The organism is Kitasatospora sp. NPDC001603 (genome assembly GCF_040298365.1).
Classification (GTDB): Bacteria; Actinomycetota; Actinomycetes; order Streptomycetales; family Streptomycetaceae; genus Kitasatospora.
This window is the reverse complement of record NZ_JBEPAA010000063.1, coordinates 12,901-39,242: the sequence shown is the minus strand read 5'-3', so window position 1 is coordinate 39,242 and position 26,342 is coordinate 12,901. Positions and strand designations below refer to the sequence as shown.

The window sequence follows — 26,342 nt, the reverse complement described above, 5'->3', positions numbered from 1 at the left end:
CCGTGCCCGGGATCTCGCAACGCACCGGACCACCCCGGTCGGGTGCCCTGAACGATACCGACCGCGGCTCACCCGTAGGAGTGAGATGCCCGGTCGGGTTACTGGCGCAGATCAGCCATTCTGCAGGGTTCCTTTGGCACATGTCAGAGGTAAGACGGCTGGTTTCGTGCGGGTATCGAAGGGGCGCACACGGGCTCACTCTTGGAGAAACGTATCTCCAAGGACCCCCGATGCGCCGGTCACAGACCCTTGTCAGGAGCCATACGATCGGTCCGCCATGACAGCAGCAGCCAACCAGAGCGGTCGGCGACCCACCACCTCGCGGCGTCTGGAGCGGGCCGGCATCCGGGATGTGGCAGCAGCCGCAGGAGTGTCGATCACCACCGTCTCCGACGCGCTCAACGGTAAGGGCCGCCTGCCCGACGAGACCAGAAGCCGGGTGCGCGAAGTCGCCGAGCGCCTCGGCTACCGCCCCTCGGCCGCCGCCCGAACCCTGCGCACCGGGCGCTCCGGCCTGATCGGACTGACCGTCACCACCTACGGCGAAGAGCCGTTCACCTTCACCGAGTTCGCCTACTTCGCCGAGATGGCCCGCGCCGCCACCAGCGCCGCGCTCGGCCGCGGCTACGCCCTGGTGGTGCTGCCCGCCTCCTCCCGGCACGACGTCTGGGGCAACATCGCCCTGGACGGCACCGTGGTGATCGACCCGCCCGACCAGGACCCCCTGGTCAGCGAGCTGTACCGGTCCGGCGTCCCGGTGGTCAGCGACGGCAAGCCGGGCAACTGCCCGGTCACCGCCTGGGTCGACAACGACCACGAGGCCGCCGTGCTCGGCATCCTCGACCACCTCTCCGAGGCCGGCGCCCGCCGGATCGGCCTGCTCACCGGCACCAGCACCGACACCTACACCCGGCTCTCCACCGAGGCCTACCTCGGCTGGTGCGCCAAGGTCGGCCAGGAGCCGGTCTACGAGACCTACCCGGCGCACGACCCGGCCGCGGGGGCCGTCGCCGCCGACCGGCTGCTGGCCCGCCCGGACCGGCCCGACGCCGTCTACGGGCTCTTCGACCCGAACGGCACCGACCTGCTCGCCGCCGCCCGGCGGTACGGCCTGCGGGTGCCGGACGACCTGCTGCTGGTCTGCTGCAGCGAGAGCGATGTGTACGCGACCACCGAACCGCCGATCACCACGCTCTCGCTCAAGCCCCGGCGGATCGGGACGACGGTGGTCAACCTGCTCATCGACGCCATCGAGGGGGTGGACTCCGGGACGGGCGTCGACATCGCCCGGCTCTTCCCGCCCCGCTTCCGCACCGCCGGGACGGGGCCGCCGCCCGGCACGCTGATGCCCACCGAGCTGATCGTCCGCGCGTCCTCCCAACGGCGGAGTCCGCGCACCACCGTCAGCCCGCCGCGCCCGCCGGGCGAGGTGTAGGGGCCGACGCTGGTGCGCGGACCGGCCCGGGCGGTCAGGCAGCCCGCCCGAGCCGGTGCCCGGGCCGGTGCGTGGGCCGAGGACCGGTGCGGCGGCCGGTCCCGGGCTCCTGGCTCGGCATGGTCCTGTCACGGACCGGCACGCATCGCCACGGACGGCCGCAGGTGATCATCTTGCGGTCTAGACCATACCTAGCCAGGACAAAACGGACCTGACGGACCGCCCGGCTGACGCTCCGGAGGATTGGATACCCACCAGGTGACGACGCCGGGAGAGTGGTCTTCCTATGATGGGCGAATGACACCCGAGGACCGCTTCCCCGGGCCTGAACACCCCGACTCAGGCCCCCGCCACCAGCCGGACCTCGACGTGCTGCCCTTCGGCACCTACTACGAACCCGAGCCGACCGGGTACGCCGAGGCGGCCTACGAGTCGGAGACCTACAGCGGCTACGGCGGCGCCCGGTACCTCGAACAGCACTGGCCGGCCGCCGGACACCCGCAGAACACCGGTCACCCGCACGACGTCGGGCACCCGCACGCCGCGCAGACCGAGCACGGCGGGTACGAGCCGACCCTGCCGGACCGGCCCTCGCCCGCGCACCAGAACGACGACCCGCCGACCATCGAGCTCGGCCCCCCGCTGCCCGAGCCCGGCCTGCCCTACCACCCGTACCCGGCGCCCGCCCCGAACGAGCCGCCCGGCCCGCTCTACGTGGTCGGCGACGTGCACGGCTACCTCGACGAGCTGCTCGCCGAACTGCGCCACCAGGGCCTGATCGACGCCGAGGGCCACTGGGCCGCCGGGCGCTCGCGGATCTGGTTCCTCGGCGACTTCACCGACCGCGGCCCCGACGGCATCGGCGTCATCGACCTGGTCATGCAGCTCGCCGCCGAGGCCGCCGCCGCGGGCGGCTACTGCCGGGCCCTGATGGGCAATCACGAACTGCTCTTCCTGGGCGCCGCCCGGTACGGTGACGAACCCGTCCAGTCCACCGCCGGGACGGCCTCCTTCCTGGCCGCCTGGCGGCTCAACGGCGGCCAGCAGCACGACCTGGACCGCCTGGAGACGCACCACATCAGCTGGCTCTCCCGGCTGCCCGCCATCGCGCTGGAGGAGGGCCACCTGCTGCTGCACTCCGACACCACCGCGTACCTGGAGTACGGCGACTCCATCGCCGAGGTCAACGACGCCGTCCACCACCTGCTCGCGGACGAGGGCGTCGACGAGTGGTGGGACTGCTTCCGCCGGTTCACCAAGCGCTTCGCGTTCCGCGGCGACGGCGGCCCGACGGCCGCCCACGAGCTGCTCGACACCTACGGCGGCGCGCGGATCGTGCACGGCCACAGCCCCATCCCGTACCTGACCGGCGCGGTGCACGCCGACGACGGCGCGCCGCCGCACATCCCGGGCCCGTACGTCTACGCCGACGAGCTCGCCGTCGCCATGGACGGCGGGGTCACCATGGAGGGGCGACTGCTCGTCGCACGGCTGCCGATCTGACCCCCCGGCCGCCCCACCGACCCCAGGGCGAACACCCGTTCCCGGCGCCCGGGCCGTAGCGCACGCGCGGCCCGGGGCGCGAAATTCCGGAAACTTACTGTCTGCGCGGCCGTGACCACCCCTACCATCGAGGGCACACCACACCCGGCCGCCCGTGTGACGGCCCGTCTCCCTACCCGTCTCCGTGCACCGCGACGGAGCGAACGGGGTTGGCATGAACGGGGTCCCCATGAACAACGCCCCGCACCTGCTCGCCGAGGACCGCCCTGACTACGAGCGCCTCCTCGACGAAGCACTGCGTGACGGCACCGTCCTCACCGCCCTGCGCACGCCCGGCGCACTCACCGCCGACCAGTTGCGCATCAAGGCCCTGCGCGCCGCCGACGGCGTCGCGGCTGCGGCGGCCACCGAGTACACGCACTACCTCCGGCTCCGCGACAGCCTGCGGGAGACACCACCGCCCGCCCGGAGCGGCGAGCCCAGCGCGCCCGGCCTGATCACCCAGCTGCGCTCCGCCAACGGCGGCGCCGGGCTCTTCCCGGTGCTCACCGTGCTCACCCCGATCCTGGCCTGGGCCGCCGCACTCGTCCTGCTGCTGATCGGCTACACGCTGCGGGCCGCCGACCCCGAGCTGCGGCTGGCCCGCTCGCTGCTGACCGCCGGCTGGCTGGCGCTGGCGGCCGGCGTGGTCGCGATGGCGGTGGGCATCGTCGGGCTGATCCTCACCGCCCTGCGGGACGGCGCCGGCACCCCGACGCCCCCCGGCACCGACCCGGACCTCGCCGCCGAACTCGCCGACGCCCGGCGCGACTGGCAGCGCGCGCTGCGCGAGCGGGCGCTGCTGCCCTACCTGCACACCGCCCTGCGCGCCGACCCCACGACGGCGCCGGGCATACCGGGACCGGGCGCCGAACCCGACACCGCCCGCCCCGGCACCGCCCGCCCGGACACCGCCCGCCCGGACTTCAGCAGCCCCGGCTACAGCGGGCCGGGCTTCACCAGCCCCGGCGCCGAGGGGCTCACCGACCCGCAGGGCCGGGAGCCGCGCACGGCCTCCTTCAGCACCCCGGACTTCACCGGCCCCGGCTACACCGGGCCGGGCTTCACGGGGCCGGACGAGGTCTGACCCCGGGGGACGGGCGGGCCGGCCCACTCGGCGTCAGTTCGCCGGCGCGGTCACGGGACCGGCACCGCCGTCCGCCCCCGCGTCCGCCCCCGCCGCCGCGTCCGCCCCCGCGCCGGTGTCCGTCGCGGCGCGGACGAACTCCCGGACCCGCTCGGTGGTGTTGCTCTCCAACCAGACCAGCCCGCGCTCGATCGGCGACGCGTCGCGGATCGGCACGTAGGCGACGTCCGGGCGGGGGTAGTACCGCCGGGAGTGCTCACCCACCGGCAGGACGCCCCGGCTCATCGCCACCAGCGAGAGCATCTCCGAGAAGGTGTTGCCGACCGGCCCCTTGGGCACCGGCAGACCGGCCGGCGTGCGGTCCGGGGTCCGGTCCCGCTTGAACTCGACCGAGGTGACCGCCGGGTACTGCACCACCGGGTACTCGGCGAGGACTTCGAGCGAGACCGACTCCGCCCCGGCCAGCGGGTGCCCGGCGGCCACCGCCAGGACCCGCCGCTCCTCCATCAGCGCCGGCCCGCGGGCCATCCCGTCGAACGGGAAGGCCGCGATGAGGAGGTCGACGGAGCCGTCCAGCAGGCTGGCCCGGGAGTTGAACAGCTGCACCTCCCGGACCTCCACCCGGCAGCCCGGGTGGCGCTCGGTGAACAGCCGCACGGCCCTGAGCAGCACCGGCGCGGTCCACTCGCCGAGGAAGGCGACCCGCAGCTCCCCGGTCACCCCGCGCCCGGCGTCGACGGCGCGGCGCACCGACGCGTCGATCCCGGCGGCCAGCGGCGCCAGGTCCCCGGCCAGCCGCTGCCCGATCGCGGTGAGCCGCACGGTCCGGCTGGTGCGCTCGAACAGCCGGGCGCCGATCCGCCGCTCCAGCTTCCCGATCACCTGGCTGATCCGGCCGGTGCTGACTCCCAGGCGCTCGGCGGTCCGCCCGAAGTGGAGCTCCTCGGCGAGCGTCAGCAGCGCCTCGATCTCGTGGCGCTCCCACACGGCCGGCTCCCATCGTTTACTTCCGGTGAACGATCCTGGACCGATCGAGCGTTGATCCCCCGCCCGGGGCGGTCCGATCATGGAAGCACGTCAACCCGCCCGCCCCACCCCGGGAGTCCCCAGTGAGCGCCGTCCGCGTCAAGGCCTTCGACCACCTCGTCCTCAACGTCCGGGACGTCGAGCGCTCGCTGGACTTCTACGCCGGCCTGCTCGGTCTGGCCCCCGTCCGCGTCGACGAGTGGCGGGCCGGCAAGGTCTCGTTCCCCTCCGTGCGGGTCAGCCCGGAGACCATCATCGACCTGACCGCCCGCGAGCGCGGCGGCTCCAACGTCGACCACATCTGCCTCACCGTCGACCCCCTGGACTGGCAGGAGGTCATCGACTCCGGCGTGTTCACCGTCCTCGAAGGCCCCGTCCCCCGCTACGGCGCCCGCGGCAGCGCCACCTCGGTCTACGTGCAGGACCCGGACGGCAACACCGTCGAACTCCGCTGGTACCCCGAGGACGCTTCCTGAGCGCCGGACCCGGCCCACGAACAGGCCGAGGACACGCCGGTACAGGGGTCCGGCGTGCCCTCGGCCGACATCCGGCGGGGGTGCCGGAGCCGATGGCGGCCCCGGCCGTGCCGCCTCACACGTTCGGGAAGACGAAGTCGATGTCGGACTGCCCGGTGTACGCGCGGCTGAGCAGGAAGCGGGCCTCGGACGGCCGGTACACGCCGTAGGTGGTGCGGCCGGTGCCGCTCCAGTCGCCCACGATCGGCAGGTCGCCGGGCGCGCCGAAGCCGGCGGTGGAGACGCTGCCGTCGTCGTGCCGCAGCGCGAAGACACCGAGGCCCTTCAGGCCCTCGGCCGGCCGGTAGATCCCCAGCTGGGTGTGGCCGACGCCGTCCCAGTCGCCCACCACGGGCAGGTCGCCGGCGTCGCCGAAGACGGCGCTGCTGAAGCTGCCGTCGTCGTGCCGCACGATGAACGCCCCGGTGCTCGGACGGTAGACGGCCAGCTGCGCGTGACCGTTGCCGTCCCAGCGGCCCGGCACCGGGACGTCGCCCGGGTCGCCCATCGGCACGGCGGTGACGCTGCCGTCCTGGTGTCGCAGGCCGAAGGTGCTCGAACCCGGCCGGTAGATGCCCGCCTGGTCGTGCCCGGTGCCGTCCCAGTCGCCCGCGACCGGCGTGTCACCGGCCTGGCCGAGGTAGATCCGCTCGCCCTGGCCGGTCGGCGCGTTGGTGGTCAGCGGGGTCAGCGCGCCGTTGCGGTAGAACGCCACCGTGGCGGGCTGCCCGGTGGTCCAGCGGCCGGCGATCGGAGTGGCCACGGAGACCGGGTACGTGATCGAGGCCGAGCGGCCGTGGTCGTCCGTCACCGTGTGGGTGACGGTGTACGTGCCGGGCTTCGCGTAGGAGTGGCGCGCGGTGGTGGCGCTCCCCACCACCGGCGCGGTGCCGTCACCGAAGTCGAAGCTCCGGGTGGCCACCGGCCACGGGCTGACCGTCGCGGTACCGTCGGCCAGCACCTCCTGGCCGCCCGTGTTGTAGGGCGACAGCGCGAGGGCGGGCCGGACCGGGCCGGGAGCGGCGACCGTGACCCGGCTGGACGTGGTCTTCGTCAGGCCCAGGCCGTCGGTCGCCGTCAGCGTGACGGTGTAGGTCCCCGGGGCGTAGTCGTGCCGCGCCGGGAAGGTGACCGGGCCGACCGGGGCGCTGCCGTCGCCGAAGTCCAGCGTGGCGGTCGCGGGGGACCAGGGCGAATCGACCCGGCCGTTGATCACGGCGGTCAGCGGCTGGCCGGCCGGCGGGGCCGACGGGACGCTCAGCGACACGGCCAGCGGGTCCTGCGCCTCGACCGCGCCCCGGTCGTAGTAGCCGACACCCGTCCCGGTGTCGGCGACCAGCGGATTGTCGGCCCGCGGCCTGCCGCGCCCGTCGGTGGTGAGCGTGCCGGGCGCGGTGGCGTCGGCCGAGTCGACGGCGGGGGAGTCGGGCCGCAGCAGGTCCGCACGGGAGGCGGACAGGTCGTGCGCGCCCTGGCCGGAGGCCTGCTGGAACTGCGCGACCGTGGCGTACGTACGGCCCGCCCAGCTGTACGGCGTCCGCGTCAGCGTGGTGACGAGGTTGTAGTCCGCCTTGGTCCCCGCGGTCGAGCCGGCGGACACCGAGAGGTCCTCGTGTCCGGTGGACGCGCAGCCGCCCCAGCTCGGGTGGCCGTTCTCGTCCCCGTCCAGCACGTTGTTCTCGATCGTCGCGCCCGTGGACGCCCCGGCCAGCTCGACCAGCGGCCCGCAGGAGGCCTGGACGGTGTTGCCGGTGACCACCGCGTCCGGGGCGTCGGTGATCCGCACCCCGACGCCCGAGTTGGAGCTGAGGTAGTTGGTCGTCAGGACCGCGTGCCGCACTCCGGCGTCGACCTGGACGCCACCCGCGTGCGAGGCGCTGATGTCGTTGCGGCTCAGGGTGACGTCGCTGCTCGCACCGGTGATCCGCGCGCTCGGGTACCCGGTGTCGACCGTGCTGTCCCAGCCGGAGCTGTAGACGACCAGGTCGTCGATGGTGACCCGGCTGGAGTCGGTGACCAGGACGGCCTCCCGACCGGAGCGCCCGAAGAGGTGCCGGACCACGACGTCGTGGACGCCGGTGAGGGCGACGACGTTGCTGAGGCCCCCGTACTCCCCGAGGACCGTCCCCCGGCCCGCCGGGTCCTCGGTGTAGGGCGTCCCGACGAAGGTGATCGGCGCCGTCGGCGTCCCGGAGCGGGTGAGCGCGATCGGCTCGTTGTAGTCACCGCCCGCGATGTGCACGGTCTGCCCCGGCCGGACGGCGTCCGTCGCGGCACCGATGGTGCAGAAGGGCGTGCCCTGGCCCCCCGCGGTGGGCGCGGAGTCGGAGCAGGACGCGGACTTGTTGTCCACGTACAGGTCGGTGGCGTCGGCGCTCGCGGTGGCGACCGAGGTGATCGCCCCGGTGACCGACAGGACCAGAACGACTGCAGCCGGAATACGTGCTCTTCGCACGGTGGTTCCCCCATGATTCACGCGATGGCGCCAGAACGGCGGAGCACACATTCGTGTGATCAAGATGCTGCTGTCAAGTGCATTCCGCCCCGACGGCGAGCCCGGGCGACGCGATCCCGGTGCGGTCGCCCGGACGCGGAAGCGCACGGTCCGCGACTCCCCCCTTCGGGTCGCGGGAACTCGCGGGCCGTCTCCGGGTCGAGGGCCAGGTTGAACTGGTCCTCCCAGCGGAACTCGAAGCGGGCGTCGGAGAGCGCGTCGTCCCAGGCCTGGGCGCCGGGGTGGCCCTTGGCCAGGTCGGCGGCACGGACGGCGATCTTGTAGGTGATGACGCCGGTCTTCACGTCGTCCCGGTCGGGCAGGCCCGGGTTGAGTGGCTCCTCCGCCGGCGTGTGGTTCCCCGCCGCGGCCGCGCCCCGCGTGTGCGAGGCGTCCTGGGCCGTTGCCCGAGACTGCTCCGGACCGTCGGGCCAGGCCCGACCGGAGTAGCCTGGGCTTCATCCAGGGCATTCCGCATCCGGTCCCCGTTCCGGCTTCGTTCTGGGTGCAGGACAGCGCCGGGCGGCGCAGAACCGCCCGGAGGCGGGTCGGGTCGACGTCATGACCACCCAGTACGCACAGTCCGCGAGCCACGGCCTCACGGTGTCGGACGCGATGGAGCCCTACGAGTACCAGATCGCCGACGACATCACCGTCGACCGGGCCAACGAGATCTTCCGCGGTGCCCGCGTCGCCTACCTGCTGGTCCGCGACCACAACGGCCGCTGCGAGGGGCTGGTGACGCGGGCCGGTCTCGATTCGTTCCTGACCCGCTCCTGGTACGCCGAGCGGACCGCGCTGCGCGACACCGCGCACCAGCGGGGCCCGTTCGCCTGGCCCGGGATGGCCCTCGGCCTGGCGGCGCTGGCGATGAGGATCAAGTCCCTCGCGATCTGGCCGGTCATCGACGACGACGGCTACCTCCTCGGCATCCTCACCGCCGACCGCGTGGCCGGCCTGACGGCCCCCCACCCCGTCGCCTGACCGTCCGGACGGGTCGGCGCGGCGCGGTCACCCCGGCGGGCGAACTCCCCTGCCCCCGCCCCGCCGACCTCCGGAGTGACGGCCGCTCAGAGCCCGAGGATCTCGCGGATGAGGCCGAGTTTGCGCTCCGGGGAGAGGCCCCGGGGGCGGTCGGCGAGCAGACCGTTCAGGACGGTGGGGACGTCGAACCCGTCGGGTGCCTGGATCGCGTCGATGACCTGGCACCGCAGACCGTCGTCCCGCAGAAACACCCACAGCTCGTGCTCCTTGCGCGGTTCGGCGTTCTCCCTCGGCGACAGCCGCCAGGCCGGGAACCAGCCGAGACCCTCCGCCGCGAGGCTCTCGGCCACTTCGTCCAGCACGTACTTGCCGAGTCTGCGGTATCCGAGTTCCTCGCGCAGCTCTCCGAGCGTGACTCGGAGCAGGCCGCCGACGAGACGGCAGCGTTCGGCCACGGTGCCGGCGTCGCCCTTGGTCGCCGCGAGCAGCCCGCCCTGCCGATTCATTGGGTCGTTCATATGCAGGCCAACGACTCGATCCCCCGAGCGATACGTCATTTCACCACCATGGACGCGGCCAAGAGGAAAAACGGTACTGCTAAGGCGTGGAAGGCACTCAGGGGAGGATTACGACGGCATTCGGGTCCACCGGTCCCATGCGGGAACGACGTCGGACTCCGTGAGCGTAGCCGGATCCGGAGGAGCCGACCGGAGCTGAGGCCGAGACTCCGTACGCGGCGTTGAGTACGTAGACAAACGACGCGCCGGGCAGAGGTGAAGATACCCCGACGGCGCCATCGCTTCACCCTTTTGCATCTTTATTATTCTTTCCTTCTCATGTTGTTGTTGCACGGTGTACTGAGTTGGTGACGGTGCATCACCATCCCTGGCGAACTGTCGCTCTGCGGCCCTCCCGGGGTGACGCCCGTGGCGCCCCGGCGCACGTACGAGGGCTTGTGGGCCGACCAGAACTCACCATCAGCGCTCCGAAACACCTCTTTCCGGGTGACGAAGCTCAACAACGACAAGAAGGGTCCCGTCCCATGGCAGTCGATGCCATTCCGCCCGCCCCACCCGACAGCGGGCGCCGACGCTCCCGCCTCACGGGGGCGCTCGTCCTGCTCTCCGGACTCACGTTGCTGGCGACAGCAGGTCTGGTCGCGAGCCCCGCGCACGCCGCCACGGCACCGGTGACGCTGGGGACCGACACCAGCTACGCGATCCTGGCCGCCTCAACCGTCACCAACACCGGCCCCAGCGTGATCAACGGAGACCTGGGCCTCAGCCCGGGCACCAGCGTGACGGGCTTTCCGCCCGGGATCGTGAACGGCGTCCAGCACGTCAACGACGCCCAGGCCGCACAGGCCCAGTCCGACCTGGTCATCGCCTACAACGACGCCGCGGGCCGGGCCCCCACCGCCAGCCTGACCTCTCCGGGCGACATCGGCGGACTGACGCTGACGCCCGGCGTCTACAAGGCCACGTCGTCGCTCAACCTCACCGGGACCGTCACCCTCGACGCCCTGGGCGACCCCAGTGCCGTCTTCATCTTCCAGATCGCCTCCACCCTGATCACGGCGCCGTCGAGCGTCGTCAGCCTGGTCAACGGGGCGCAGCCCTGCAACGTGTTCTGGCAGGTGGGCAGCTCCGCCACCATCGACGTCAGCTCCTTCTTCAAGGGCAACATCCTCGCCATGACGTCCATCACCGTGAACCACGCCTCGGTGATCGAAGGCCGTGCCCTGGCCCGCACGGGGGCCGTCACGCTGGACGACAACACCATCACGAGGGCGGCCTGCACCGTCGGCCCGCCCGGACCGAGCGGTCCTGCTGGTCCGAGCGGCCCGCCCGGACCGAGCGGTCCTGCTGGTCCGAGCGGTCCTGCCGGTCCGAGCGGACCCACCGGTCCGACTGGACCCGCCGGTCCGGCCGGCTCGCCCGGTGCGCCCGGCCCCGACGGCGCTCCCGGCGTACCCGGCGCCCCTGGTGCACCTGGTTCGCCCGGCCCCAACGGCGCTCCCGGCGTACCCGGCGCCCCTGGTGCTCCGGGCGCCCCCGGCCCCAACGGCGCCCCAGGAGCTCCCGGTGCACCTGGTTCACCCGGCCCCAACGGCGCTCCCGGCGTACCCGGCGCCCCTGGTGCACCTGGTGCCCCCGGCCCCAACGGCGCCCCAGGAGCTCCCGGTGCGCCTGGTGCTCCGGGTGCCAATGGTTCACCCGGTGCCAACGGACTCCCCGGAGCGAACGGCTCACCCGGAGCCAACGGCTCACCCGGCGCACCCGGTTCTCCCGGCCCCGCAGGACCGGCAGGACCCGCAGGTCCGACAGGCCCGGCAGGACCGGCAGGACCGGCAGGACCGGCAGGGCCGTCCCAGTCTCCAAGCGGCCACGGCGGTCACGGCGGGCCGGGGCACGGCGACCAGGGTCACGGTGGTCATGAGCAAGGTCATCACGGGAACGACCACGGCCCTCACGGCAACGTGCCGGGCGGCTCCGTGCAGGTCGGCAACGGTCACGGCGGCAACGCATCGGGCGCTCCCGTGCAGGGCGGTCCCGTGCAGCACCCGGATGAGTCGGGGGCGGCACTCGCCGCCACCGGCTCGGGTGGATCGATCGGCCTCCTGGTCGGCTCGACGGCCGCCCTCACCCTGGGCGGTGCACTCGTCGTCCTGGTGAGGCGAAGCGGACGAGCCGCGGCCCGCCGACGGCACTGACCCCGACGAAACCCGGCAAACCCCGCGGATCTCGCGGCGACGGCGGACGACCCGGCCGGCGCCGATCGTGGCCCCCCGGGACGTCCGACGACATCCGACGACGTGAAAGCGCACCGGCCCGCGACTCCCCCCACGGGACGCGGGCCGGTGCAGTCGGTGGAGAGTCAGTCCGCGATCGGCAGGTAGACCCGGTTGCCCTGCTCGGCGAACTCCTCGGACTTGGCCCGCATGCCCGCCAGGGCCTCGGCGTCGTAGTCCGAGGCGACGGCGGAGGAGCCGTCGCCGTGCTCGGCGCGGATCTGCTGGGAGATCTTCATCGAGCAGAACTTCGGGCCGCACATCGAGCAGAAGTGGGCCGTCTTGGCGGGCTCGGCGGGGAGCGTCTCGTCGTGGAACTCGCGGGCCGTCTCCGGGTCGAGGGCCAGGTTGAACTGGTCCTCCCAGCGGAACTCGAAGCGGGCGTCGGAGAGGGCGTCGTCCCAGGCCTGGGCGCCGGGGTGACCCTTGGCCAGGTCGGCGGCGTGGGCGGCGATCTTGTAGGTGATGACGCCGGTCTTCACGTCGTCCCGGTCGGGCAGGCCCAGGTGCTCCTTGGGGGTGACGTAGCAGAGCATCGCGGTGCCCCACCAGGCGATCATCGCGGCGCCGATGCCCGAGGTGATGTGGTCGTAGCCGGGGGCGACGTCCGTGGTCAGCGGGCCGAGGGTGTAGAACGGCGCCTCGTCGCAGATCTCCTTCTGGAGATCCATGTTCTCCTTGATCTTGTTCATCGGGACGTGGCCCGGGCCCTCGATCATCACCTGGACGTCCCGCTCCCGGGCGATCCGGCCCAGCTCGCCCAGCGTCTGCAGCTCGGCGAACTGCGCCTCGTCGTTGGCGTCGGCGATCGAGCCGGGGCGCAGGCCGTCACCGAGCGAGAAGGTGACGTCGTAGCTCGCGAGGATCTCGCAGAGCTCCTCGAAGTTGGTGTAGAGGAAGTTCTCCCGGTGGTGGGCCAGGCACCAGGCCGCCATGATCGAGCCGCCGCGCGAGACGATGCCGGTCTTGCGACGGGCCGTCAGCGGCACGTACCGCAGCAGCACGCCGGCGTGCACGGTCATGTAGTCGACGCCCTGCTCGCACTGCTCGACGATGGTGTCCCGGTAGACGTCCCAGCTGAGCTCCTCGGCCCGGCCGTCGACCTTCTCCAGCGCCTGGTAGAGCGGCACCGTGCCGATCGGGACGGGGGAGTTGCGCAGGATCCACTCCCGGGTGGTGTGGATGTTGCGGCCGGTGGAGAGGTCCATGACGGTGTCGGCGCCCCAGCGGGTGGCCCAGGTCATCTTCTCCACCTCCTCCTCGATCGAGGAGGTGACGGCGGAGTTGCCGATATTGGCGTTGATCTTCACCAGGAAGTTGGTGCCGATGATCGACGGCTCCACCTCGGGGTGGTTCACGTTGACCGGGATGACGGCGCGGCCGCGCGCCACCTCGGCGCGGACGTACTCCGGGTCCAGGCCCTCGCGCAGGGCCACGAACTCCATCTCCGGCGTCACCACGCCGCGCCGGGCGTAGGCGAGCTGGGTGACGGAGGCGCCGGACCGGCCGCGCAACGGGCGGCGCGGGCGGCCGGGGAAGACGGCGTCCAGGTTGCGCAGGTTCCCGCCGCGCGGCGAAGTGTGCTTGATCCCGTCGTCCTCCGGGCGGGCCTCGCGGCCGTCGTACTCCTCGACGTCGCCGCGCTGGCGGATCCAGGCGTCCCGCAGCGGCGGCAGGCCGCGCCGCACGTCGGCCTCGTAGGCGGGGTCGGTGTACGAGCCGGAGGTGTCGTAGAGCGGGACGGTCCGGCCGTTGGTCAGTACGACCTCGCGGTACGGGACCCGCAGGTCGGGGCGGGACCCCTGGCGGTAGGCCTTGCGCCAGGCCGGGGTCGGGTAGCCGGTGGCCGCGCTTCCGGCGGCCTGGTTCCGGGCAGACTGCGGCTGTGCGTCGAACGTGGTCATCAGACCCTCTACTCCCTACGCCGGCATTACCCGGTCAGGTTCCTGCGGTCGGCGCAGCGGTCGGCACGTCCAGCGACGTTCCGGTCAGCGCCCTCTCAGCCCGGTGCTCCGAGCTCCCGTGTCCGCAGGCGGTGTTGCCTGCGCATGACGTCCAACACCGTAGCGAGCGGATCGCCGCTGGTCCAGAGGGGATCCCCGGGCGGCGGTCCGGACGACGGGGCGCCGCGGCGCTCCGGGGCGGGCAGACTGGCAGTCACGCGGGGCGGGCGGCGAAGGAGGAGCGCAGTGATCGGGAGCACGGGGCGGGTCAGCGGAGCGGTGGGCGCGGGACTGGTCGGCGAGGTGATGGTGCACGTCCCGGAGCGCCGGGGCACGGAGGCGTTCCTCGCCTATCTCGCCGTGCCGGGTGACCGGCTGTCGGTCGGCACGCCCGTGGTGGTGATCGAGTACCACCCGCCCCGGACCGTCTACGTGGCACCGATCCTGCCGTGACAGGGTTGTGACGGACGGTCATGTGCGATCCCTTCTCCTCCGGTTGTCCCGGGCGGACAATCCGAGTCGGCGCATCTCATGCGCCGAAAGGGGGAGTTGAACCATGGTGTTCGTCATCATCGGGACCGCCGCCGGGGTACTGCTGGTGGGTGTCACGCTCTTCAAGCTCATGTGGCGGGTGGCCGAGCCCAACGAGGCCCTGATCATCTCCGGCTCCCGGCACCGGACCGAGGGGGTCGGGGACGGCCTGGGCTTCCGGATCGTCACCGGGCGGGGGACCTTCGTCACGCCGGGGCTGCAGGGCGTCCGCCGGCTCTCGCTGGACCTCAACGAGGCCGAGCTGGACGTCGAATGCGTCACCACGCAGGGCATCCCGGTCCGGGTCAAGGGCGTGGTGATCTTCAAGATCGGCGACGACGACGTCTCCATCGCCAATGCCGCCCGGCGATTCCTGGACCAGCAGAAGCTGATCAGCCAGCGGGTCCACAACGTCTTCGCCGGCCACCTGCGCTCGATCGTCGGCGGGCTCACCGTCGAGGACATGATCCGGGACCGCGAGCGGCTCACCGGGGAGACCAGGGCCGCCTCCGGGCTGGAGATGGAGAAGCTCGGGCTGATCATCGACACCCTGCAGATCCAGGAGATCATCGACCCGACCGGCTACATCAAGAACCTCGCCATCCCGCACGCCGCCGCCGTCCAGCGGGACGCCCGGATCGCCCAGGCCGCGGCCGACCGGATGGCCACCGAGGCGGAGCAGGAGGCCGCCGCCCGCAAGGCCGAGGCGACCCGCAACAGCGCCATCCAGCAGTCCGCGTACCAGGCCGAACGGGACACCGCCAACGCCCGCGCCCAGCAGGCCGGGCCGCTCGCCGAGGCCGCCTCCCGGCAGGAGGTCGTCGTCCAGGAGACGAAGGTCGCCGAACTGGAGTCGCGCCGCAAGGAGCAGCAGCTGCAGATCGAGGTCCGCAAGCCGGCCGACGCCAAGGCGTACGAGACCCGCACCCGGGCGGACGCCGACCGCGACGCGCGGATCTCGGCGGCGCAGGCCCAGGCCCAGGAGACCGAGCTGAAGGCGGCCGCCGAGGCCGGCCAGGTCAGGATCGCGGCCCAGGCCGCGGCGGACGCCACCAGGCTGCGCGCCCTGGCCGAGGCCGAGGCGACCAGGGCCACCGGGCAGGCCGAGGCCGCGGCCACCGAGGCCCGCGGGCTGGCGGACGCGGAGGCCGCCAAGGCGATCGGGCTCGCCAAGGCCGCCGGCATCCAGGCCCGGGCCGCCGCCCTCGCCGAGAACCAGGACGCCGTGGTGGCACAGGAGTTGGCGGAGAAGTGGCCGGACATCGTGCTGGCCGCCGCGCAGTCCTTCGGCAACGTCGAACACATGGTGCTGCTCAACGGCGCCGACGGGGTGGGCGAGCTGTTCGCCAAGGCGCTCACCATGGGCGGGACCGGCCTCGGCCTGGCCCGCCAGCTGCTCACCACCCTGCACGGGCCGGGGCAGCCCGGCCCGGCGCCGGACACCGCGGCGCCGGGCGGAGCCGCCGTACCGGCGGTGGCCGGGACGGCCGCGGGCGGCGCGGCCGTCGTGGTGCCCGTCCAGCAGATCCCGGTCGAGGAGTGACGGCTCCCGGCCCGGTCGAGTAGCAGCCCGCGCCCACCTGAGTACCCGTACTCAGGTGGGCGCGGCGGCGCCGGCCCGGTCGGCCGCCACGTCCACTGGGACGCCACCACCGGCGACCCCGACCTGACCGGCGCCGACCTCTGGTGGTGCACTGCGCCGCGGCCGTCGCGGACCTCCCCCGGGGCTCCGCAGGCGAGGCCGGGCAGTACGCCGTGAACGTCACCGGTACCGCCCGGCTGCTGCGCGCCGCCGGCCGTCCGGTGGTCCAGGTGAGCAGCGCCAGCGTCTACGACCCCCGGATCGGCCGCTCCTGGATCATGGAGCACCACCCCACCGAGGGCGGTCACCTCAACGCCTACGGGCGCACCAAGGCGGCCGCCGAACGGCTCGCGCTGGAGGCGGGCGCCGTCGTCCTTCGCCCACGCGCCGTCTACGGGCCGGGCGATCCCCACCTCGCGCCCCAACTGCTGGCACGGGTGCGGCACGGACTGCTGCTGCTCCCCGGCGGCGACGTCCGGATCAGCCTGACCGCCGTGCAGAACCGCCGCCCGGGGCGCGTCCGCCGACGACTGACGCCCGCACCCCCGAGGGGGTACGGGCGTCCGGGACCGGCGGCTCAGCTCCTGGCGGCCTTCTTCACCAGGATCACCACGGCGGCCGCGATCCCCACCACCACCAGCAGCTTGATGACCAGGCTCAGCAGCGCGCCCACCACGCCGAAGACGAATCCGATGATGTTCCAGGCCAGGATCAGCACCAGCACCGGAACGACGATGTTGCGCACCCACGAGGGCAGCGACTTCCAGAACTCAGCCATGTCCGTTCCTTCTCTCCCCTCGGGCCGGCTGCCGTCCGGTGCCGCATCCCGCTTGCTTCGATACTTCGATCGTACGGTGACGCACGGGTCGGAACGAGGGCCGATGGCCCGGAGAGAACCCGGAGATCACCCCTACTCCGGCCCCCGGGGAGACCCGGGGGAGGGCGCCCGAAAGGGCACCCGGGAAGGCCCCCGGAACGGCTCGGGGAACGGCCCGGACGCCGGCCCCGGAGGGTCTCAGACCGGCCAGGTCTCGCCGCGCCAGGCGGCGTCCCAGAACATCCACTCGTACCGCGAGGTGGTGGTGAAGTGCTCCACCACCCGGCGGCGTTCGGCCGGGGAGATCTCCTCGCCGAGCCGGTCGGCCAGCGCGAGGACGCGGCGCACCACGGACTGGAAGGCCTCGTCGCCGTAGGTGGCGATCCACTTGGCGTACAGCGGGTCGGGGGAGCCCTCGGCCAGCAGCCGGTCACCGACCCGGGCGTAGATCCAGTAGCAGGGCAGCACGGCGCCGACCGCCTCCGCGAAGGAGCCGCCGTACACCGTGGCCAGCAGGTAGCTGGTGTAGGCCCGGGTGGTGGGCAGCACCGGCTCGGCGGCGGCCTGTTCGGCGTCGGCGCCGAAGGCCGTCATGAACTCCGCGTGCATGCCCTGCTCGGCCGCCAGCGCGCCGACCGCGTCGTCCGCGAAGGCCCGCACGTCCTCCTCGCCGGGCGCCTTGGCGGCGCAGACGGCGAGCGCGCGGGCGTAGTCGCGCAGGTAGTGCGAGTCCTGGACGACGAAGTGGCGGAACGCCTCGCGCGGCAGGGTGCCGTCGGTGAGGCCGCCGATGAAGGGGTGGTCGAGGATCTCGGCGTAGATCGGCTCGATCGCCGCCCAGAGTTCTTCCGTCAGGCTCAGGCTCATGCCCCGACCCTAGCCGGACCGCCGCGGGCCCCGGCCGTCAGTCCTCCGGCGGGGAGAACACCACCAGGACCCGCAGCTCCTCGGTGACGTGGTGGAACCGGTGCGGCACTCCCGCCGGGACGTAGACCACGGTGCCGCGGGCCACCGTGGTGGTCTCGTTCCCGACGGTCAACTCGGCCCGGCCGCTGACCACCTGGTAGATCTCGTCCTGGGCGTGCGCGGTCTGCGGGTCGGTGGCGCCGGGGGAGAGCGCGTAGAGCCCGGCGGACATCCGCGGCTCGCGCAGGAAGCGCAGATAGGCACCGTCGTTGGCGGCGCGCTCGGCGTCGAGTTCGTCCAGCCGGAACAGCTTCATCGGGGGTGCCCCTCCTCGTCCTTGGCCCGGGTCCAGGGGGCATTCAACACCAAACATGCCGGTCGGGCGCTTCCCCCGCCCCGACCGGCCTGGGACGCTGGCCCCATGAAGGGTTTCGTCATCAAGACACTTATCAACGCGGCCGCCATCTGGGTGGCCGCCTGGATCGTCTCCGGGATCACGCTGACCGGCGACGACTGGCAGAGCAAGACCCTGACGGTGATCGCCGTCGCACTGATCTTCGGCGTGGTCAACTGGCTGATCAAGCCCGTGGTCAAGCTGTTCTCGCTGCCGCTGTTCATCCTCACCCTGGGCCTGATCACCTTCGTCATCAACGCCCTGATGCTCTGGCTGACCTCCTGGGCCTCGGACAAGCTCGACCTGGACTTCCACGTCGACGGCTTCTGGGCGGCGCTGTTCGGCGCGCTCATCATCAGCCTGGTCTCCTGGGGCCTCAACCTGGCGCTCGGCGACGACGACTGAGTGACGCGCCGCCGTCCGCGTGCCCGGGCACGCGAAAGGGGCCCGCACCCGGTTCCGCACCGGGGCGGGCCCCTTCGTGCCACCGTCGCCGGCGGGCGACCGGTCACCGCTCACAGGCTCCGAGGATGTCGGCGAGCTGCGCGTCGATCTCCCCGCCGGTCAGCTCCCGGCCCCTCGGCACCAGCCGGTCGGTCCGCGCGAGGAAGGCGGTCAGCGGCGCCGCGCAGGCGCGCAACCGGGCGTGTCCTTCGGGGGAGCGCAGCAGGACGCAGACCTCCGAGAGCTCCTCGCCGACCGGGTGGACGTGCACGTCGCCCTCGCCCGTCGGCCGGTCGACCCCGTCGAACAGCAGCTCCCGGGCGAAGACCCAGGTGACCGGGGCGTCGCCGGGCAGGTGGAAGGTGAGGCGGACCGCGAACGGGTCGGCGGGGTCGTACTCCAGCTCGACCACGAGGCGGAAGGAGAGCTCGGTGGAGACCACGAGGCTCATCACCAGGTGGCCCTGGACTGTGCTGTGCTGCATGGCGCCAGTACCTCTCGTTCTGCCCGGCCGGATGGCTGGTCGCTCATCGCAGCACAGGCCGGGCGCGGCTGCAATCACTCTCCGACCGTTCGATCGGCAAATTCCTTTGGATTGAAGGTATCAATGGAGATCAGCTCGATATTTTGAAGATCAGGTGAACGCCCCGCTTGGCTATCAAAGATCCATCGGCGCTGTGAGCACGCCCCGAACGGACGCACCCGGGCAGTACGAGTTTCGGGCCGGTCGGCGTGCGGGAGAATCCCGCACAACGCTCCAGCCCCGGAGGTGGCCATGCGCACCCCGCCCCGACCCGTCGTCAAACGCACCGCGCGGGCGATCCTGCTGGAGCTGGACCCGGCCGATCCCCACGGACCGGCCTCGATCGTGCTGATCAAACGCACCCGGCCCGGCTCCCCGCACCCGTACTGGATCACCCCCGGCGGCGGGGTCGAGAGCGAGGACCGCACGGTCACCGACGCCCTGCACCGTGAGGTGGACGAGGAGCTCGGCGGCAAGGTCGTGGACCTCGTCCCCGCCTTCGTCGACACCATCAGCCACACCCACCACGACGACGGCACGCTGCTCCACCCACACGGGGTCAAGGTCCAGCACTTCTTCGTCTGCCGGCTCGCCTCGATGGACCTCGACCGCCGGCACGGGCCGGAGGTGGACGAGCCCAACGGCGAGTACGAGGTGGTCCGGGTGCCCTTCACCCGGGAGGGCGTCACCTCGGTCAACGTCGTCCCGCCCAGCCTGCGGGCGTACCTGGCGGCCAACATCGAGGGCGTCCGGGCCCTGCTCGCCCCCGACTTCGACTGAAGAGCCCAGGGCCCGGGGCCCGGGGCCCAGGGCAGGAGCCGGAGCAGGAGCCGGGCGGTCCGGCTCCCGGCTCAGCCCGCCGCCAGATCGCCGACCAGGTCGTGCCGGATCCGCTCGGGCGCCACCCCGGCCCGCAGCAGCACCCCGGCGCCGCGCCGCACCATCGCGGCCGGCCCGCCCAGAAAGGCCTCCCGGTCCGCCCACGGTCCGAACCGGCCGACCACCTCGGGCAGTTCACCGGTGAGCAGCCCGCCGCCCGGCACCGGACCACCGGCCTGCGGCCCCGGCCCGGACAGCACCGGGTGCACCGACAGCCAGCGGTGGCGCTCGGCCAGCCCGCGCAGCGCCGCCAGCTCGTAGAGTTCGGCGGCCCGCCGGGCCCCGTAGAAGACGTCCACCGCGCGGCCCGCCGCGCCGTACTCGGCCACCTCCTCCACCAGCGCCTTGATCGGGGCGATCCCGGTGCCGCCGCCGAGGCAGAGCAGGTCCGCCCCGGACGTGTGGTCGACGGTCATCGTGCCCGCCGCCGGGCCCAGCCGCAGCACCGAGCCCGGTGCGGCCCGGTGCACCAGCGCGTTGCTCACCCAGCCCGCCTGGACGGCCTTGACGTGGAGGGTCAGCAGACCGTCCGGCCGGGGCGCGGAGGCGAACGAGAAGTACCGCCAGACCCGCGGCCACCAGGGCGTCTCCAGGCTGGTGTACTGCCCGGCCCGGTACGGATAGGCCTGGTCGGGGCGGAGGGTGAGCACCGCGACGTCCGGGGTGCGCAGCTCGTGCCCGACCACCTCGGCCTGCCACCAGGGCGGCGAGGTGCGGGCGTCGTCCTCGGCGGCCTCGATCATGATCGAGGAGACCAGCCGGTAGACCCGCCGCCAGGCCAGCTCGGTCTCGGCGTCCCAGCGGCTGCCCGAGTACCGGGCCAGCGCCGCCACCAGGCACTCCCCCACCGGGCCGTAGTGACCGGTCAGGGTGCCGTACCGGCGGTGGCCGCGCCCCAGGGCGCTCAGGTAGCCGCGCAGGCCCTCCGGGTCGCCGGCACTGCGGGCGGCCATCAGCAGCGCGCGGAAGAGCCGGTCGCGCTGGACGTCCATGGCGGCCGGGAAGAGCGCGCGGACCTCGGGATGGTGCAGGAAGATCAGCGCGTAGAAGTGCGCGGTGGCCCGGTCGGCGACCGGCTCGACCACGGCCAGGCTGGCCCGGATCAGCTCGATGTCCCGGGCGGTGGGCGGCTGCTGCGCGGCGGCGGACCCGGGGCCGGACACGGCGGCGGGCACCGGCTCGGGTGCGGTCGCCCCGCCGGTCGCGGGGGCGACCGGCGGCCGGGCGGGATCGCCGCCCACGGCGGTCCAGTTGAGGCCGGGGGCCCGGGTGAACAGCGGCTCGATGGCGGGCACCGGCGGCCCGGCGGGCGTCGACGGCGCCGGGACCGCGGGCGGCCGGGCCGGGGGGTCGGGGATCGCCACCCGCGGCGCCGCGGCGGGGGCCAGGACCAGCGGAGCCACCGGCGCCGGGGCGGCGGAGACCGGCGGGAGGTCCGGCGGGTCCAGCGGCATCGGCGGGACGGCCGCCGGGGCGTGCGCCGCCGCGGTCGGCACGGTGTCCGGGGCCGGCTCCGGACCGGAGTCCGGCATCCCCGGGACGGCCGCGGCTCCCGCCGAGCCGTGTCCGGTGCGGACCAGGAGAGTTCTGCGTGACTTCACCGCAACGTTTCGAGTACCCAAGAGAATCGTTTCGCCTCCGGCCGGCCTGTGCCACCACCTGGCTTGTTCCTGCTGACGCCTAGGCAGCGTGGCACGCCCGAAGTGCTCATCCGACAAATCGCGCGAAGGCCGGACACCCGCCCCCCGTACGCGCTACTCTCGCTCGATCTGCGGTCGCCCTGGGTGTCCGGGCAGCCACCCAAGGCGACCGCCCGGACGCCGGTCACAACTGCCGCAGCAGCATGCCCGGTTGCTCGACGCAGTCCGCGACGAACCGCAGGAAGCCGCCCGCGGTACCGCCGTCGCAGACCCGGTGGTCGAAGGTGAAGGACAGCTGGGTCACCTCGCGCACCGCCAACTCGCCCTGGTGAACCCAGGGTTTGGCGACGATCCGGCCCACCCCGAGCATCGCCGCCTCGGGGTGGTTGAGGATCGGGGTGGAGCCGTCCACCCCGAACACCCCGTAGTTGTTCAGGGTGAAGGTCCCACCCGTGAGCTCGGCCGGGGTGAGCGCCCCGGTCCGAGCCGACTCGGTCAACCGCGCCAGTTCGGCGCCGAGTTGCTCGGTGCTCAGCCGCTGGGCGTCGCGCACCACCGGAACGACCAGGCCCCGCTCGCCCTGGGCGGCGAAGCCCAGGTGCACCGCGGAGTGCCGGAGGATGCCCGAACCGTCCTCGGTGACACTGGAGTTGAGTTCGGGGAAGCGGGCCAGCGCCACCGTGCAGATCCGGGCGAGCAGCGCCAGCACGCTCACCTTCGAACCGGGGGTGGCATTCAACTGCCTTCGCAGCGCCATCAGTTCGGTGGCGTCCACGTCGACCCAGCAGGTCGCCGCCGGGATCTCCCGGTGGCTGCGGGTGAGCTTCTCGGCCACCGTCCTGCGCAGACCGCGCAGCGGCACCACCTCGGCCCCGGCCGGCGCGGTCGCCCCGTTGGACACCGGCACCGCCGCCGGCGCACCGCCGGGGGCCAGCGCCGCGATCGCCCGTTCGACGTCCGCGCGCATGATCAGACCGTCCGGCCCGCTGCCGGTCAGAGCCGCCAGATCGATCCCGTGCTCCCGGGCCGACCGCCGGACCAGCGGCGAGATCACCGGCACCACCACCGGCGCGACGGCCACGGCCGGCGGAGCGGCGGGCGCCACCACGGCCACCGGCGCGGCGACGGCCGTCGGAGCAGCCGCCGGAACAGGCGCCGCAGCGGTGGCCGGAGCCCCGACCCGGCGGCGACGGCCGCCCTTGTCCGGCTCCGCGACCCCGTACCCGACCAGCGGACGCTCCACCTCGGCGGACGGGGACGGCGCGCCCACGGCGGGCGACACCGCGACCGTCACCAGCGGCGCCCCGACCGCCACCTCCTCGCCCGGCTCGCCGTACCGGGCGGTGACCACCCCGCCGTACGGGCAGGGCACCTCGACCACCGCCTTGGCGGTCTCCACCTCCACCACCGGCTGGTCCACGGCGATCACCTCACCGACCTCGACCATCCAGCGCACCACCTCCGCCCCGGTGAGCCCCTCACCGAGGTCGGGCAGCGTGAACTCGCGTACGACCGGCATCATCCTCAGGCCTCCCACTGCAGCCGGGCGACCGCGTCCAGGATCCGGTCCACCCCGGGGAGGTGGTGGTGCTCCAGCATCGGCGGCGGGTACGGGATGTCGAAGCCGGTGACCCGCAGCACCGGGGCCGCCAGGTGGTGGAAGCAGCGCTCGGTCACCCGGGCGGCGATCTCCGCACCGGTGCCGCCGAAGCCGGTCGCCTCGTGCACCACCACGGCCCGGCCGAGCGAGCGCACCACCCGGCAGACCGTCTCGTCGTCGAACGGGACCAGGGTGCGCAGATCGAGCACCGCGAGGTCCCAGCCCTCGGCCTTGGCCGCCTCGGCCGCCTCCAGGCAGACCGGCAGCGAGGGGCCGTAGGTGATCAGCACCGCCGACGTCCCGGTCCGCCGCAGGACGGCCCGTCCGATCGGCTCGACCGGCGCCGCCGGGTCGAACTCCGCCTTGCCCCAGTAGAGCCGCTTGGGCTCCAGGAAGACCACCGGGTCGTCCGAGGCGATCGAGGCCCGCAGCAGCCCGTAGGCGTCCGCCACCGTCGCCGGGGTGACCACGTGCAGCCCGGGAGTGCTGGTGTAGTAGGCCTCGGAGGCGTCGCTGTGGTGCTCGACCCCGCCGATGCCGCCGCCGTACGGGATGCGCACGGTGATCGGCAGCGGCAGCCGCCCGGCCGTGCGGTTGCGCATCTTGGCGACGTGCGAGAACAGCTGCTCCAGCGCCGGGTAGGCGAAGGCGTCGAACTGCATCTCGACCACCGGGCGCAGCCCGTACATCGCCATGCCGATCGCGGTGCCGAGGATGCCGGCCTCGGCCAGCGGGGTGTCCAGGCAGCGGTCGGCGCCGAACTCGGCGGTCAGGCCGTCGGTGATCCGGAAGACGCCGCCGAGCGCGCCGACGTCCTCGCCGAGCACGTGCACGGCCGGGTCCGCGCGCAGGGCGTCCCGCAGCGCGGAGTTGAGCGCCTGCGCCATGGTGGCGGTGCGCGGACCGGCCGGGGCGGGTCGCGCGGCGGGCCGGCCGAGGGTGGCGGCGGGCGACGGTTGGGCGGTGTTGCTCATGGGTGCTGCACCTCGGCCTCGGCGGCCAGCTCGGCGGACAACTGGGCTGCCTGCTCCCGCAGTTGCGGGGTCGGCTCGGCGTACACATGGGCGAACAGCGCCATCGGGTCCAGCTCGGCGTCGGCGTGGAACTCGGCCCGCATCCGGGCCGCCAGAGCCTCCGCCTCGTCGGCCGACTCCTGCACCAGGGCGTCGTCCAGCAGGCCGATCCGGCGCAGGTGCCGCTCCATCAGCAGGACCGGGTCGTGCTCCCGCCAGGCCGCCACCTCGGTGTCGTCCCGGTAGCGGGTGGCGTCGTCGGCGTTGGTGTGCGCCTCGACGCGGTAGGTGAGCGCCTCGACCAGGGTCGGGCCGCCACCGGTCCGGGCCCGCTCGACCGCCTCGGTCAGCACGCTGTGCACGGCGGGCGCGTCGTTGCCGTCCACCAGCCGGCCCGGCATCCCGTAGCCGACCGCCTTGTGGGCGAGCGTCGGCGCGGCGGACTGCGCGGTGAGCGGCACGGAGATCGCGTACCCGTTGTTCTGGACCAGGAAGACCACCGGGGCGTTCAGCACCGCGGCGAAGTTCAGCGCCTCGTGGAAGTCGCCCTCGCTGGTGCCGCCGTCGCCGAGCAGCGCCAGCGCGACCACCGGGTCGCCGCCGAGCCGGGCGGCGTGCGCGAGGCCGACGGCGTGCGGGGCCTGGGTGGCCAGCGGGGTGCAGAGCGGCGCCGTCCGGGTGGCCAGCGGGTCGTAGCCGGTGTGGGCGTTGCCGCGCAGCAGGGTCAGCGCCTCCAGCGGGTCGACGCCGCGGGAGACCACCGCGAGGGTGTCGCGGTAGCTCGGGAAGAGCCAGTCCTGCTCGCCGAGCGCCAGCGCGGCGGCGACCTGGCAGGCCTCCTGGCCGGTGGACGCCGGGTAGACGGCCAGCCGGCCCTGCTTGGTGAGGGTGGTGGCCTGCTGGTTGTAGCGGCGGCCGACCACCAGGCGGCGGTACAGCTCGCGGAGCAGCGCGGGGTCGTACTTCTCCAGCTCGGGGGTGCCGAGCACGCGGACCGGTGAGGCGTCCGGAAGCAACGGGGCCGGGTCGCTGCGCGGGGCGGTCGCCCCGGGCAGCCAACCGGGCACCGCCGTGTGGTGTCTGTGATCGAGAACGGTCATCTCGGGCACCTCCAGGGGTAGCGGGGGCTCCCTACCGATTGTTCGGTCGTCTGTTCATCTTGACCAGAAGCGTGACAAGGTGGTGGACAATCGGCCCGGGTGGCGGTCGACTGGTGGCAGTGCGTCCAATCCGTGGGGGTGGGGGGTCATGTCGGCTGAACAGACGTCCAGACTCGACCGTGTCGACCGGGCGATCCTGCGGCTGCTGCAGCAGGACGGTCGCGCCTCGATCCGCTCGGTGGCCGAGCGGGTGCACGTGTCCCGGGCGAATGCGTACGCCCGGATATCCAGGATGGTCGAGGACGGCGTCATTCGCGGCTTCACCGCCCGCGTGGACCACGAAAAGGCAGGTCAGGGCGCATCCGCCTACGTCACCCTGAAGATCGTGCAGAACTCCTGGCGGACGGTCCGCGAGCAGCTGCTGGAGCTGCCCGGCGTCGCGCACATCGCGCTGGTGGGCGGAGACTTCGACGTGCTGCTGCTGGTGCACACCGCCGACAACCACGCGCTGCGCGAACTGGTGCTGGGCAGCATCCAGTCCATCCCCCAGGTGCTCGGCACCCGCACCATGCTGGTCTTCGAGGAGACCGACCAGGTGCCGCCCCTTTGATCGGGCACCCGCTCGCCGCCGGGGCGCTTCGACCCGGCGCCGACGATCGTCGCTCAGTGTCCTCGCCCGCTCGCCGCCGGGGCGCTTCGACCCGGCGCCGACGGTCGTCGCTCAGTGTCCTCGCCCGCTCGCCGCCGGGGCGCTTCGACCCGGCGCCGACGGTCGTCGCTCCAACGCCCCTCGTTCCTCGGGGCGTCCTCGCTCCTCCCTTTCGGCACCGGCGCGCCCCTTTGGCTCGGGGCGCACTGGGCCGGGCTGCCGGCTGGGAGCCCGGCGGAGCGGCCCCGGGGCCCAGGTAGTGCCGGGCCGGGGTGACCCTTGGGAGCCCGGCGGAGCGTCCCCTGGGTACGGGTAGTGCCGGGGCGGGGTGACCGTTGGGGGACCGGTGGAGCGTCCCCGGGCCCGATGAGGGCCCGAGCCGGGTGCCCTTTCGGGACGGGTGGGTGGCCCTTTGGCGCGGTACCTTCCGGCCCCGGCCCCTCCCGG

General features: G+C 73.3%; 23 protein-coding genes and 2 pseudogenes. 12 read left to right on the top strand and 13 right to left on the bottom strand.

The genetic code is table 11. The features are described 5' to 3' along the window. Window positions 1-277 precede the first annotated feature (277 nt). The 3 genes from ABT263_RS29790 (at window position 278) to ABT263_RS29780 (ending at window position 4,064) form a co-directional block, all read left to right on the top strand. A complete protein-coding gene (locus ABT263_RS29790) occupies window positions 278-1,435 on the top strand; it encodes a LacI family DNA-binding transcriptional regulator (RefSeq protein ID WP_078879728.1) in 1,158 nt (385 codons plus the stop codon). 297 nt (window positions 1,436-1,732) lie between these two features. Beyond that, complete coding sequence (locus ABT263_RS29785) at window positions 1,733-2,938, top strand: metallophosphoesterase (protein ID WP_329488875.1); 1,206 nt, start codon at window positions 1,733-1,735, stop codon at window positions 2,936-2,938. A gap of 214 nt (window positions 2,939-3,152) precedes the next feature. Next, window positions 3,153-4,064: a hypothetical protein gene (locus tag ABT263_RS29780; protein ID WP_352295026.1), complete on the top strand. Its 912-nt coding sequence runs from the start codon at window positions 3,153-3,155 to the stop codon at window positions 4,062-4,064. Between the two features lie 33 nt (window positions 4,065-4,097). On the opposite strand, the gene ABT263_RS29775 is transcribed toward ABT263_RS29780, so the two are convergent. After that, window positions 4,098-5,051 carry a LysR family transcriptional regulator gene (locus ABT263_RS29775; protein WP_352295024.1) on the bottom strand — a complete coding sequence of 318 codons (954 nt, stop codon included), beginning with the start codon at window positions 5,049-5,051 and terminating at the stop codon, window positions 4,098-4,100. A 122-nt stretch (window positions 5,052-5,173) separates the two neighbouring features. Here ABT263_RS29775 and ABT263_RS29770 point away from each other — a divergent pair, with 122 nt between their 5' ends. Then, on the top strand, window positions 5,174-5,566 hold the full coding sequence (locus tag ABT263_RS29770; RefSeq protein WP_352295022.1) for a VOC family protein: 393 nt from the start codon (window positions 5,174-5,176) through the stop codon (window positions 5,564-5,566). Window positions 5,567-5,681: 115 nt separating this feature from the next. On the opposite strand, the gene ABT263_RS29765 is transcribed toward ABT263_RS29770, so the two are convergent. Beyond that, entirely contained in the window at window positions 5,682-8,060 is a 2,379-nt protein-coding gene (locus ABT263_RS29765; protein ID WP_352295020.1) for a PKD domain-containing protein, read from the bottom strand. A gap of 176 nt (window positions 8,061-8,236) precedes the next feature. Continuing rightward, a pseudogene (locus ABT263_RS29760) lies at window positions 8,237-8,461 on the bottom strand (phosphomethylpyrimidine synthase ThiC); the annotation flags it as partial. A gap of 199 nt (window positions 8,462-8,660) precedes the next feature. Between ABT263_RS29760 and ABT263_RS29755 the strand changes: the two are divergent. After that, window positions 8,661-9,083, top strand: coding sequence for a CBS domain-containing protein (locus tag ABT263_RS29755; protein ID WP_352295018.1), 423 nt, complete (start codon window positions 8,661-8,663; stop codon window positions 9,081-9,083). 86 nt (window positions 9,084-9,169) lie between these two features. Here the strand turns inward: ABT263_RS29755 and ABT263_RS29750 are convergent, their stop codons facing one another. Next, window positions 9,170-9,589 carry a hypothetical protein gene (locus ABT263_RS29750; RefSeq protein WP_352295016.1) on the bottom strand — a complete coding sequence of 140 codons (420 nt, stop codon included), beginning with the start codon at window positions 9,587-9,589 and terminating at the stop codon, window positions 9,170-9,172. Window positions 9,590-10,125: 536 nt separating this feature from the next. Here ABT263_RS29750 and ABT263_RS29745 point away from each other — a divergent pair. Next, window positions 10,126-11,796: an ice-binding family protein gene (locus tag ABT263_RS29745; RefSeq protein WP_352295014.1), complete on the top strand. Its 1,671-nt coding sequence runs from the start codon at window positions 10,126-10,128 to the stop codon at window positions 11,794-11,796. Between the two features lie 164 nt (window positions 11,797-11,960). On the opposite strand, the gene thiC is transcribed toward ABT263_RS29745, so the two are convergent. Continuing rightward, entirely contained in the window at window positions 11,961-13,778 is a 1,818-nt protein-coding gene (thiC, locus tag ABT263_RS29740; protein ID WP_352295012.1) for a phosphomethylpyrimidine synthase ThiC, read from the bottom strand. A gap of 285 nt (window positions 13,779-14,063) precedes the next feature. On the opposite strand from thiC, the gene ABT263_RS29735 reads away from it, so the two are divergent. The 3 genes and pseudogenes from ABT263_RS29735 to ABT263_RS29725 all read left to right on the top strand — a co-directional run. After that, window positions 14,064-14,270 carry an NfeD C-terminal domain-containing protein gene (locus ABT263_RS29735; RefSeq protein ID WP_329488866.1) on the top strand — a complete coding sequence of 69 codons (207 nt, stop codon included), beginning with the start codon at window positions 14,064-14,066 and terminating at the stop codon, window positions 14,268-14,270. A 103-nt stretch (window positions 14,271-14,373) separates the two neighbouring features. Then, complete coding sequence (locus tag ABT263_RS29730; protein WP_352295010.1) at window positions 14,374-15,891, top strand: SPFH domain-containing protein; 1,518 nt, start codon at window positions 14,374-14,376, stop codon at window positions 15,889-15,891. 143 nt (window positions 15,892-16,034) lie between these two features. Continuing rightward, window positions 16,035-16,343: pseudogene (locus tag ABT263_RS29725) on the top strand (NAD-dependent epimerase/dehydratase family protein); the annotation flags it as partial. Between the two features lie 164 nt (window positions 16,344-16,507). Here ABT263_RS29725 and ABT263_RS29720 read toward each other — a convergent pair. The 3 genes from ABT263_RS29720 to ABT263_RS29710 form a co-directional block, all read right to left on the bottom strand. Further along, complete coding sequence (locus ABT263_RS29720) at window positions 16,508-16,708, bottom strand: DUF5326 family protein (protein WP_329488858.1); 201 nt, start codon at window positions 16,706-16,708, stop codon at window positions 16,508-16,510. A 237-nt stretch (window positions 16,709-16,945) separates the two neighbouring features. Further along, window positions 16,946-17,614: a thiaminase II gene (tenA, locus tag ABT263_RS29715; protein WP_352295008.1), complete on the bottom strand. Its 669-nt coding sequence runs from the start codon at window positions 17,612-17,614 to the stop codon at window positions 16,946-16,948. Between the two features lie 37 nt (window positions 17,615-17,651). Continuing rightward, the gene (locus ABT263_RS29710; RefSeq protein ID WP_329488856.1) at window positions 17,652-17,969 is read right to left on the bottom strand and encodes a cupin domain-containing protein; all 318 of its coding nucleotides are present in this window, start codon (window positions 17,967-17,969) and stop codon (window positions 17,652-17,654) included. 105 nt (window positions 17,970-18,074) lie between these two features. Between ABT263_RS29710 and ABT263_RS29705 the strand changes: the two genes are divergently transcribed. Then, the gene (locus ABT263_RS29705; RefSeq protein ID WP_329488855.1) at window positions 18,075-18,452 is read left to right on the top strand and encodes a phage holin family protein; all 378 of its coding nucleotides are present in this window, start codon (window positions 18,075-18,077) and stop codon (window positions 18,450-18,452) included. 103 nt (window positions 18,453-18,555) lie between these two features. Here the strand turns inward: ABT263_RS29705 and ABT263_RS29700 are convergent, their stop codons facing one another. Further along, window positions 18,556-18,975: an SsgA family sporulation/cell division regulator gene (locus ABT263_RS29700; RefSeq protein ID WP_352295006.1), complete on the bottom strand. Its 420-nt coding sequence runs from the start codon at window positions 18,973-18,975 to the stop codon at window positions 18,556-18,558. 291 nt (window positions 18,976-19,266) lie between these two features. Here ABT263_RS29700 and ABT263_RS29695 point away from each other — a divergent pair, with 291 nt between their 5' ends. Beyond that, a complete protein-coding gene (locus ABT263_RS29695) occupies window positions 19,267-19,794 on the top strand; it encodes an NUDIX domain-containing protein (protein ID WP_329488853.1) in 528 nt (175 codons plus the stop codon). Window positions 19,795-19,865: 71 nt separating this feature from the next. Here ABT263_RS29695 and ABT263_RS29690 read toward each other — a convergent pair whose 3' ends face one another. The 4 genes from ABT263_RS29690 to pdhA form a co-directional block, all read right to left on the bottom strand. After that, window positions 19,866-21,494, bottom strand: coding sequence for a globin domain-containing protein (locus tag ABT263_RS29690; protein ID WP_352295004.1), 1,629 nt, complete (start codon window positions 21,492-21,494; stop codon window positions 19,866-19,868). Between the two features lie 223 nt (window positions 21,495-21,717). Further along, window positions 21,718-23,052, bottom strand: a complete 1,335-nt coding sequence (locus ABT263_RS29685; protein ID WP_352295043.1) for a dihydrolipoamide acetyltransferase family protein — start codon at window positions 23,050-23,052, stop codon at window positions 21,718-21,720. Window positions 23,053-23,057: 5 nt separating this feature from the next. Continuing rightward, window positions 23,058-24,020, bottom strand: a complete 963-nt coding sequence (locus tag ABT263_RS29680) for an alpha-ketoacid dehydrogenase subunit beta (protein ID WP_329492182.1) — start codon at window positions 24,018-24,020, stop codon at window positions 23,058-23,060. 83 nt (window positions 24,021-24,103) lie between these two features. Then, window positions 24,104-25,246: a pyruvate dehydrogenase (acetyl-transferring) E1 component subunit alpha gene (pdhA, locus tag ABT263_RS29675; RefSeq protein ID WP_352295002.1), complete on the bottom strand. Its 1,143-nt coding sequence runs from the start codon at window positions 25,244-25,246 to the stop codon at window positions 24,104-24,106. Between the two features lie 148 nt (window positions 25,247-25,394). Here pdhA and ABT263_RS29670 point away from each other — a divergent pair, with 148 nt between their 5' ends. After that, complete coding sequence (locus tag ABT263_RS29670) at window positions 25,395-25,856, top strand: Lrp/AsnC family transcriptional regulator (protein WP_329488850.1); 462 nt, start codon at window positions 25,395-25,397, stop codon at window positions 25,854-25,856. Window positions 25,857-26,342: the final 486 nt, after the last annotated feature.

Bases quoted from the DNA above. Each gene is read 5' to 3' on its own strand.
- ABT263_RS29780 (WP_352295026.1), top strand. From the start codon at position 3,153: ATGAACGGGGTCCCCATGAACAACGCCCCGCACCTGCTCGCCGAGGAC.
- ABT263_RS29670 (WP_329488850.1), top strand. From the start codon at position 25,395: ATGTCGGCTGAACAGACGTCCAGACTCGACCGTGTCGACCGGGCGATC.
- ABT263_RS29700 (WP_352295006.1), bottom strand. From the start codon at position 18,975: ATGCAGCACAGCACAGTCCAGGGCCACCTGGTGATGAGCCTCGTGGTC.
- ABT263_RS29750 (WP_352295016.1), bottom strand. From the start codon at position 9,589: ATGAATCGGCAGGGCGGGCTGCTCGCGGCGACCAAGGGCGACGCCGGC.
- ABT263_RS29710 (WP_329488856.1), bottom strand. From the start codon at position 17,969: ATGAAGCTGTTCCGGCTGGACGAACTCGACGCCGAGCGCGCCGCCAAC.
- tenA (WP_352295008.1), bottom strand. From the start codon at position 17,614: ATGAGCCTGAGCCTGACGGAAGAACTCTGGGCGGCGATCGAGCCGATC.
- ABT263_RS29680 (WP_329492182.1), bottom strand. From the start codon at position 24,020: ATGGCGCAGGCGCTCAACTCCGCGCTGCGGGACGCCCTGCGCGCGGAC.
- ABT263_RS29790 (WP_078879728.1), top strand. From the start codon at position 278: ATGACAGCAGCAGCCAACCAGAGCGGTCGGCGACCCACCACCTCGCGG.
- ABT263_RS29745 (WP_352295014.1), top strand. From the start codon at position 10,126: ATGGCAGTCGATGCCATTCCGCCCGCCCCACCCGACAGCGGGCGCCGA.
- ABT263_RS29705 (WP_329488855.1), top strand. From the start codon at position 18,075: ATGAAGGGTTTCGTCATCAAGACACTTATCAACGCGGCCGCCATCTGG.
- thiC (WP_352295012.1), bottom strand. From the start codon at position 13,778: ATGACCACGTTCGACGCACAGCCGCAGTCTGCCCGGAACCAGGCCGCC.
- ABT263_RS29685 (WP_352295043.1), bottom strand. From the start codon at position 23,052: ATGCCGGTCGTACGCGAGTTCACGCTGCCCGACCTCGGTGAGGGGCTC.
- ABT263_RS29785 (WP_329488875.1), top strand. From the start codon at position 1,733: ATGACACCCGAGGACCGCTTCCCCGGGCCTGAACACCCCGACTCAGGC.
- ABT263_RS29720 (WP_329488858.1), bottom strand. From the start codon at position 16,708: ATGGCTGAGTTCTGGAAGTCGCTGCCCTCGTGGGTGCGCAACATCGTC.
- ABT263_RS29695 (WP_329488853.1), top strand. From the start codon at position 19,267: ATGCGCACCCCGCCCCGACCCGTCGTCAAACGCACCGCGCGGGCGATC.
- ABT263_RS29755 (WP_352295018.1), top strand. From the start codon at position 8,661: ATGACCACCCAGTACGCACAGTCCGCGAGCCACGGCCTCACGGTGTCG.
- pdhA (WP_352295002.1), bottom strand. From the start codon at position 25,246: ATGACCGTTCTCGATCACAGACACCACACGGCGGTGCCCGGTTGGCTG.
- ABT263_RS29730 (WP_352295010.1), top strand. From the start codon at position 14,374: ATGGTGTTCGTCATCATCGGGACCGCCGCCGGGGTACTGCTGGTGGGT.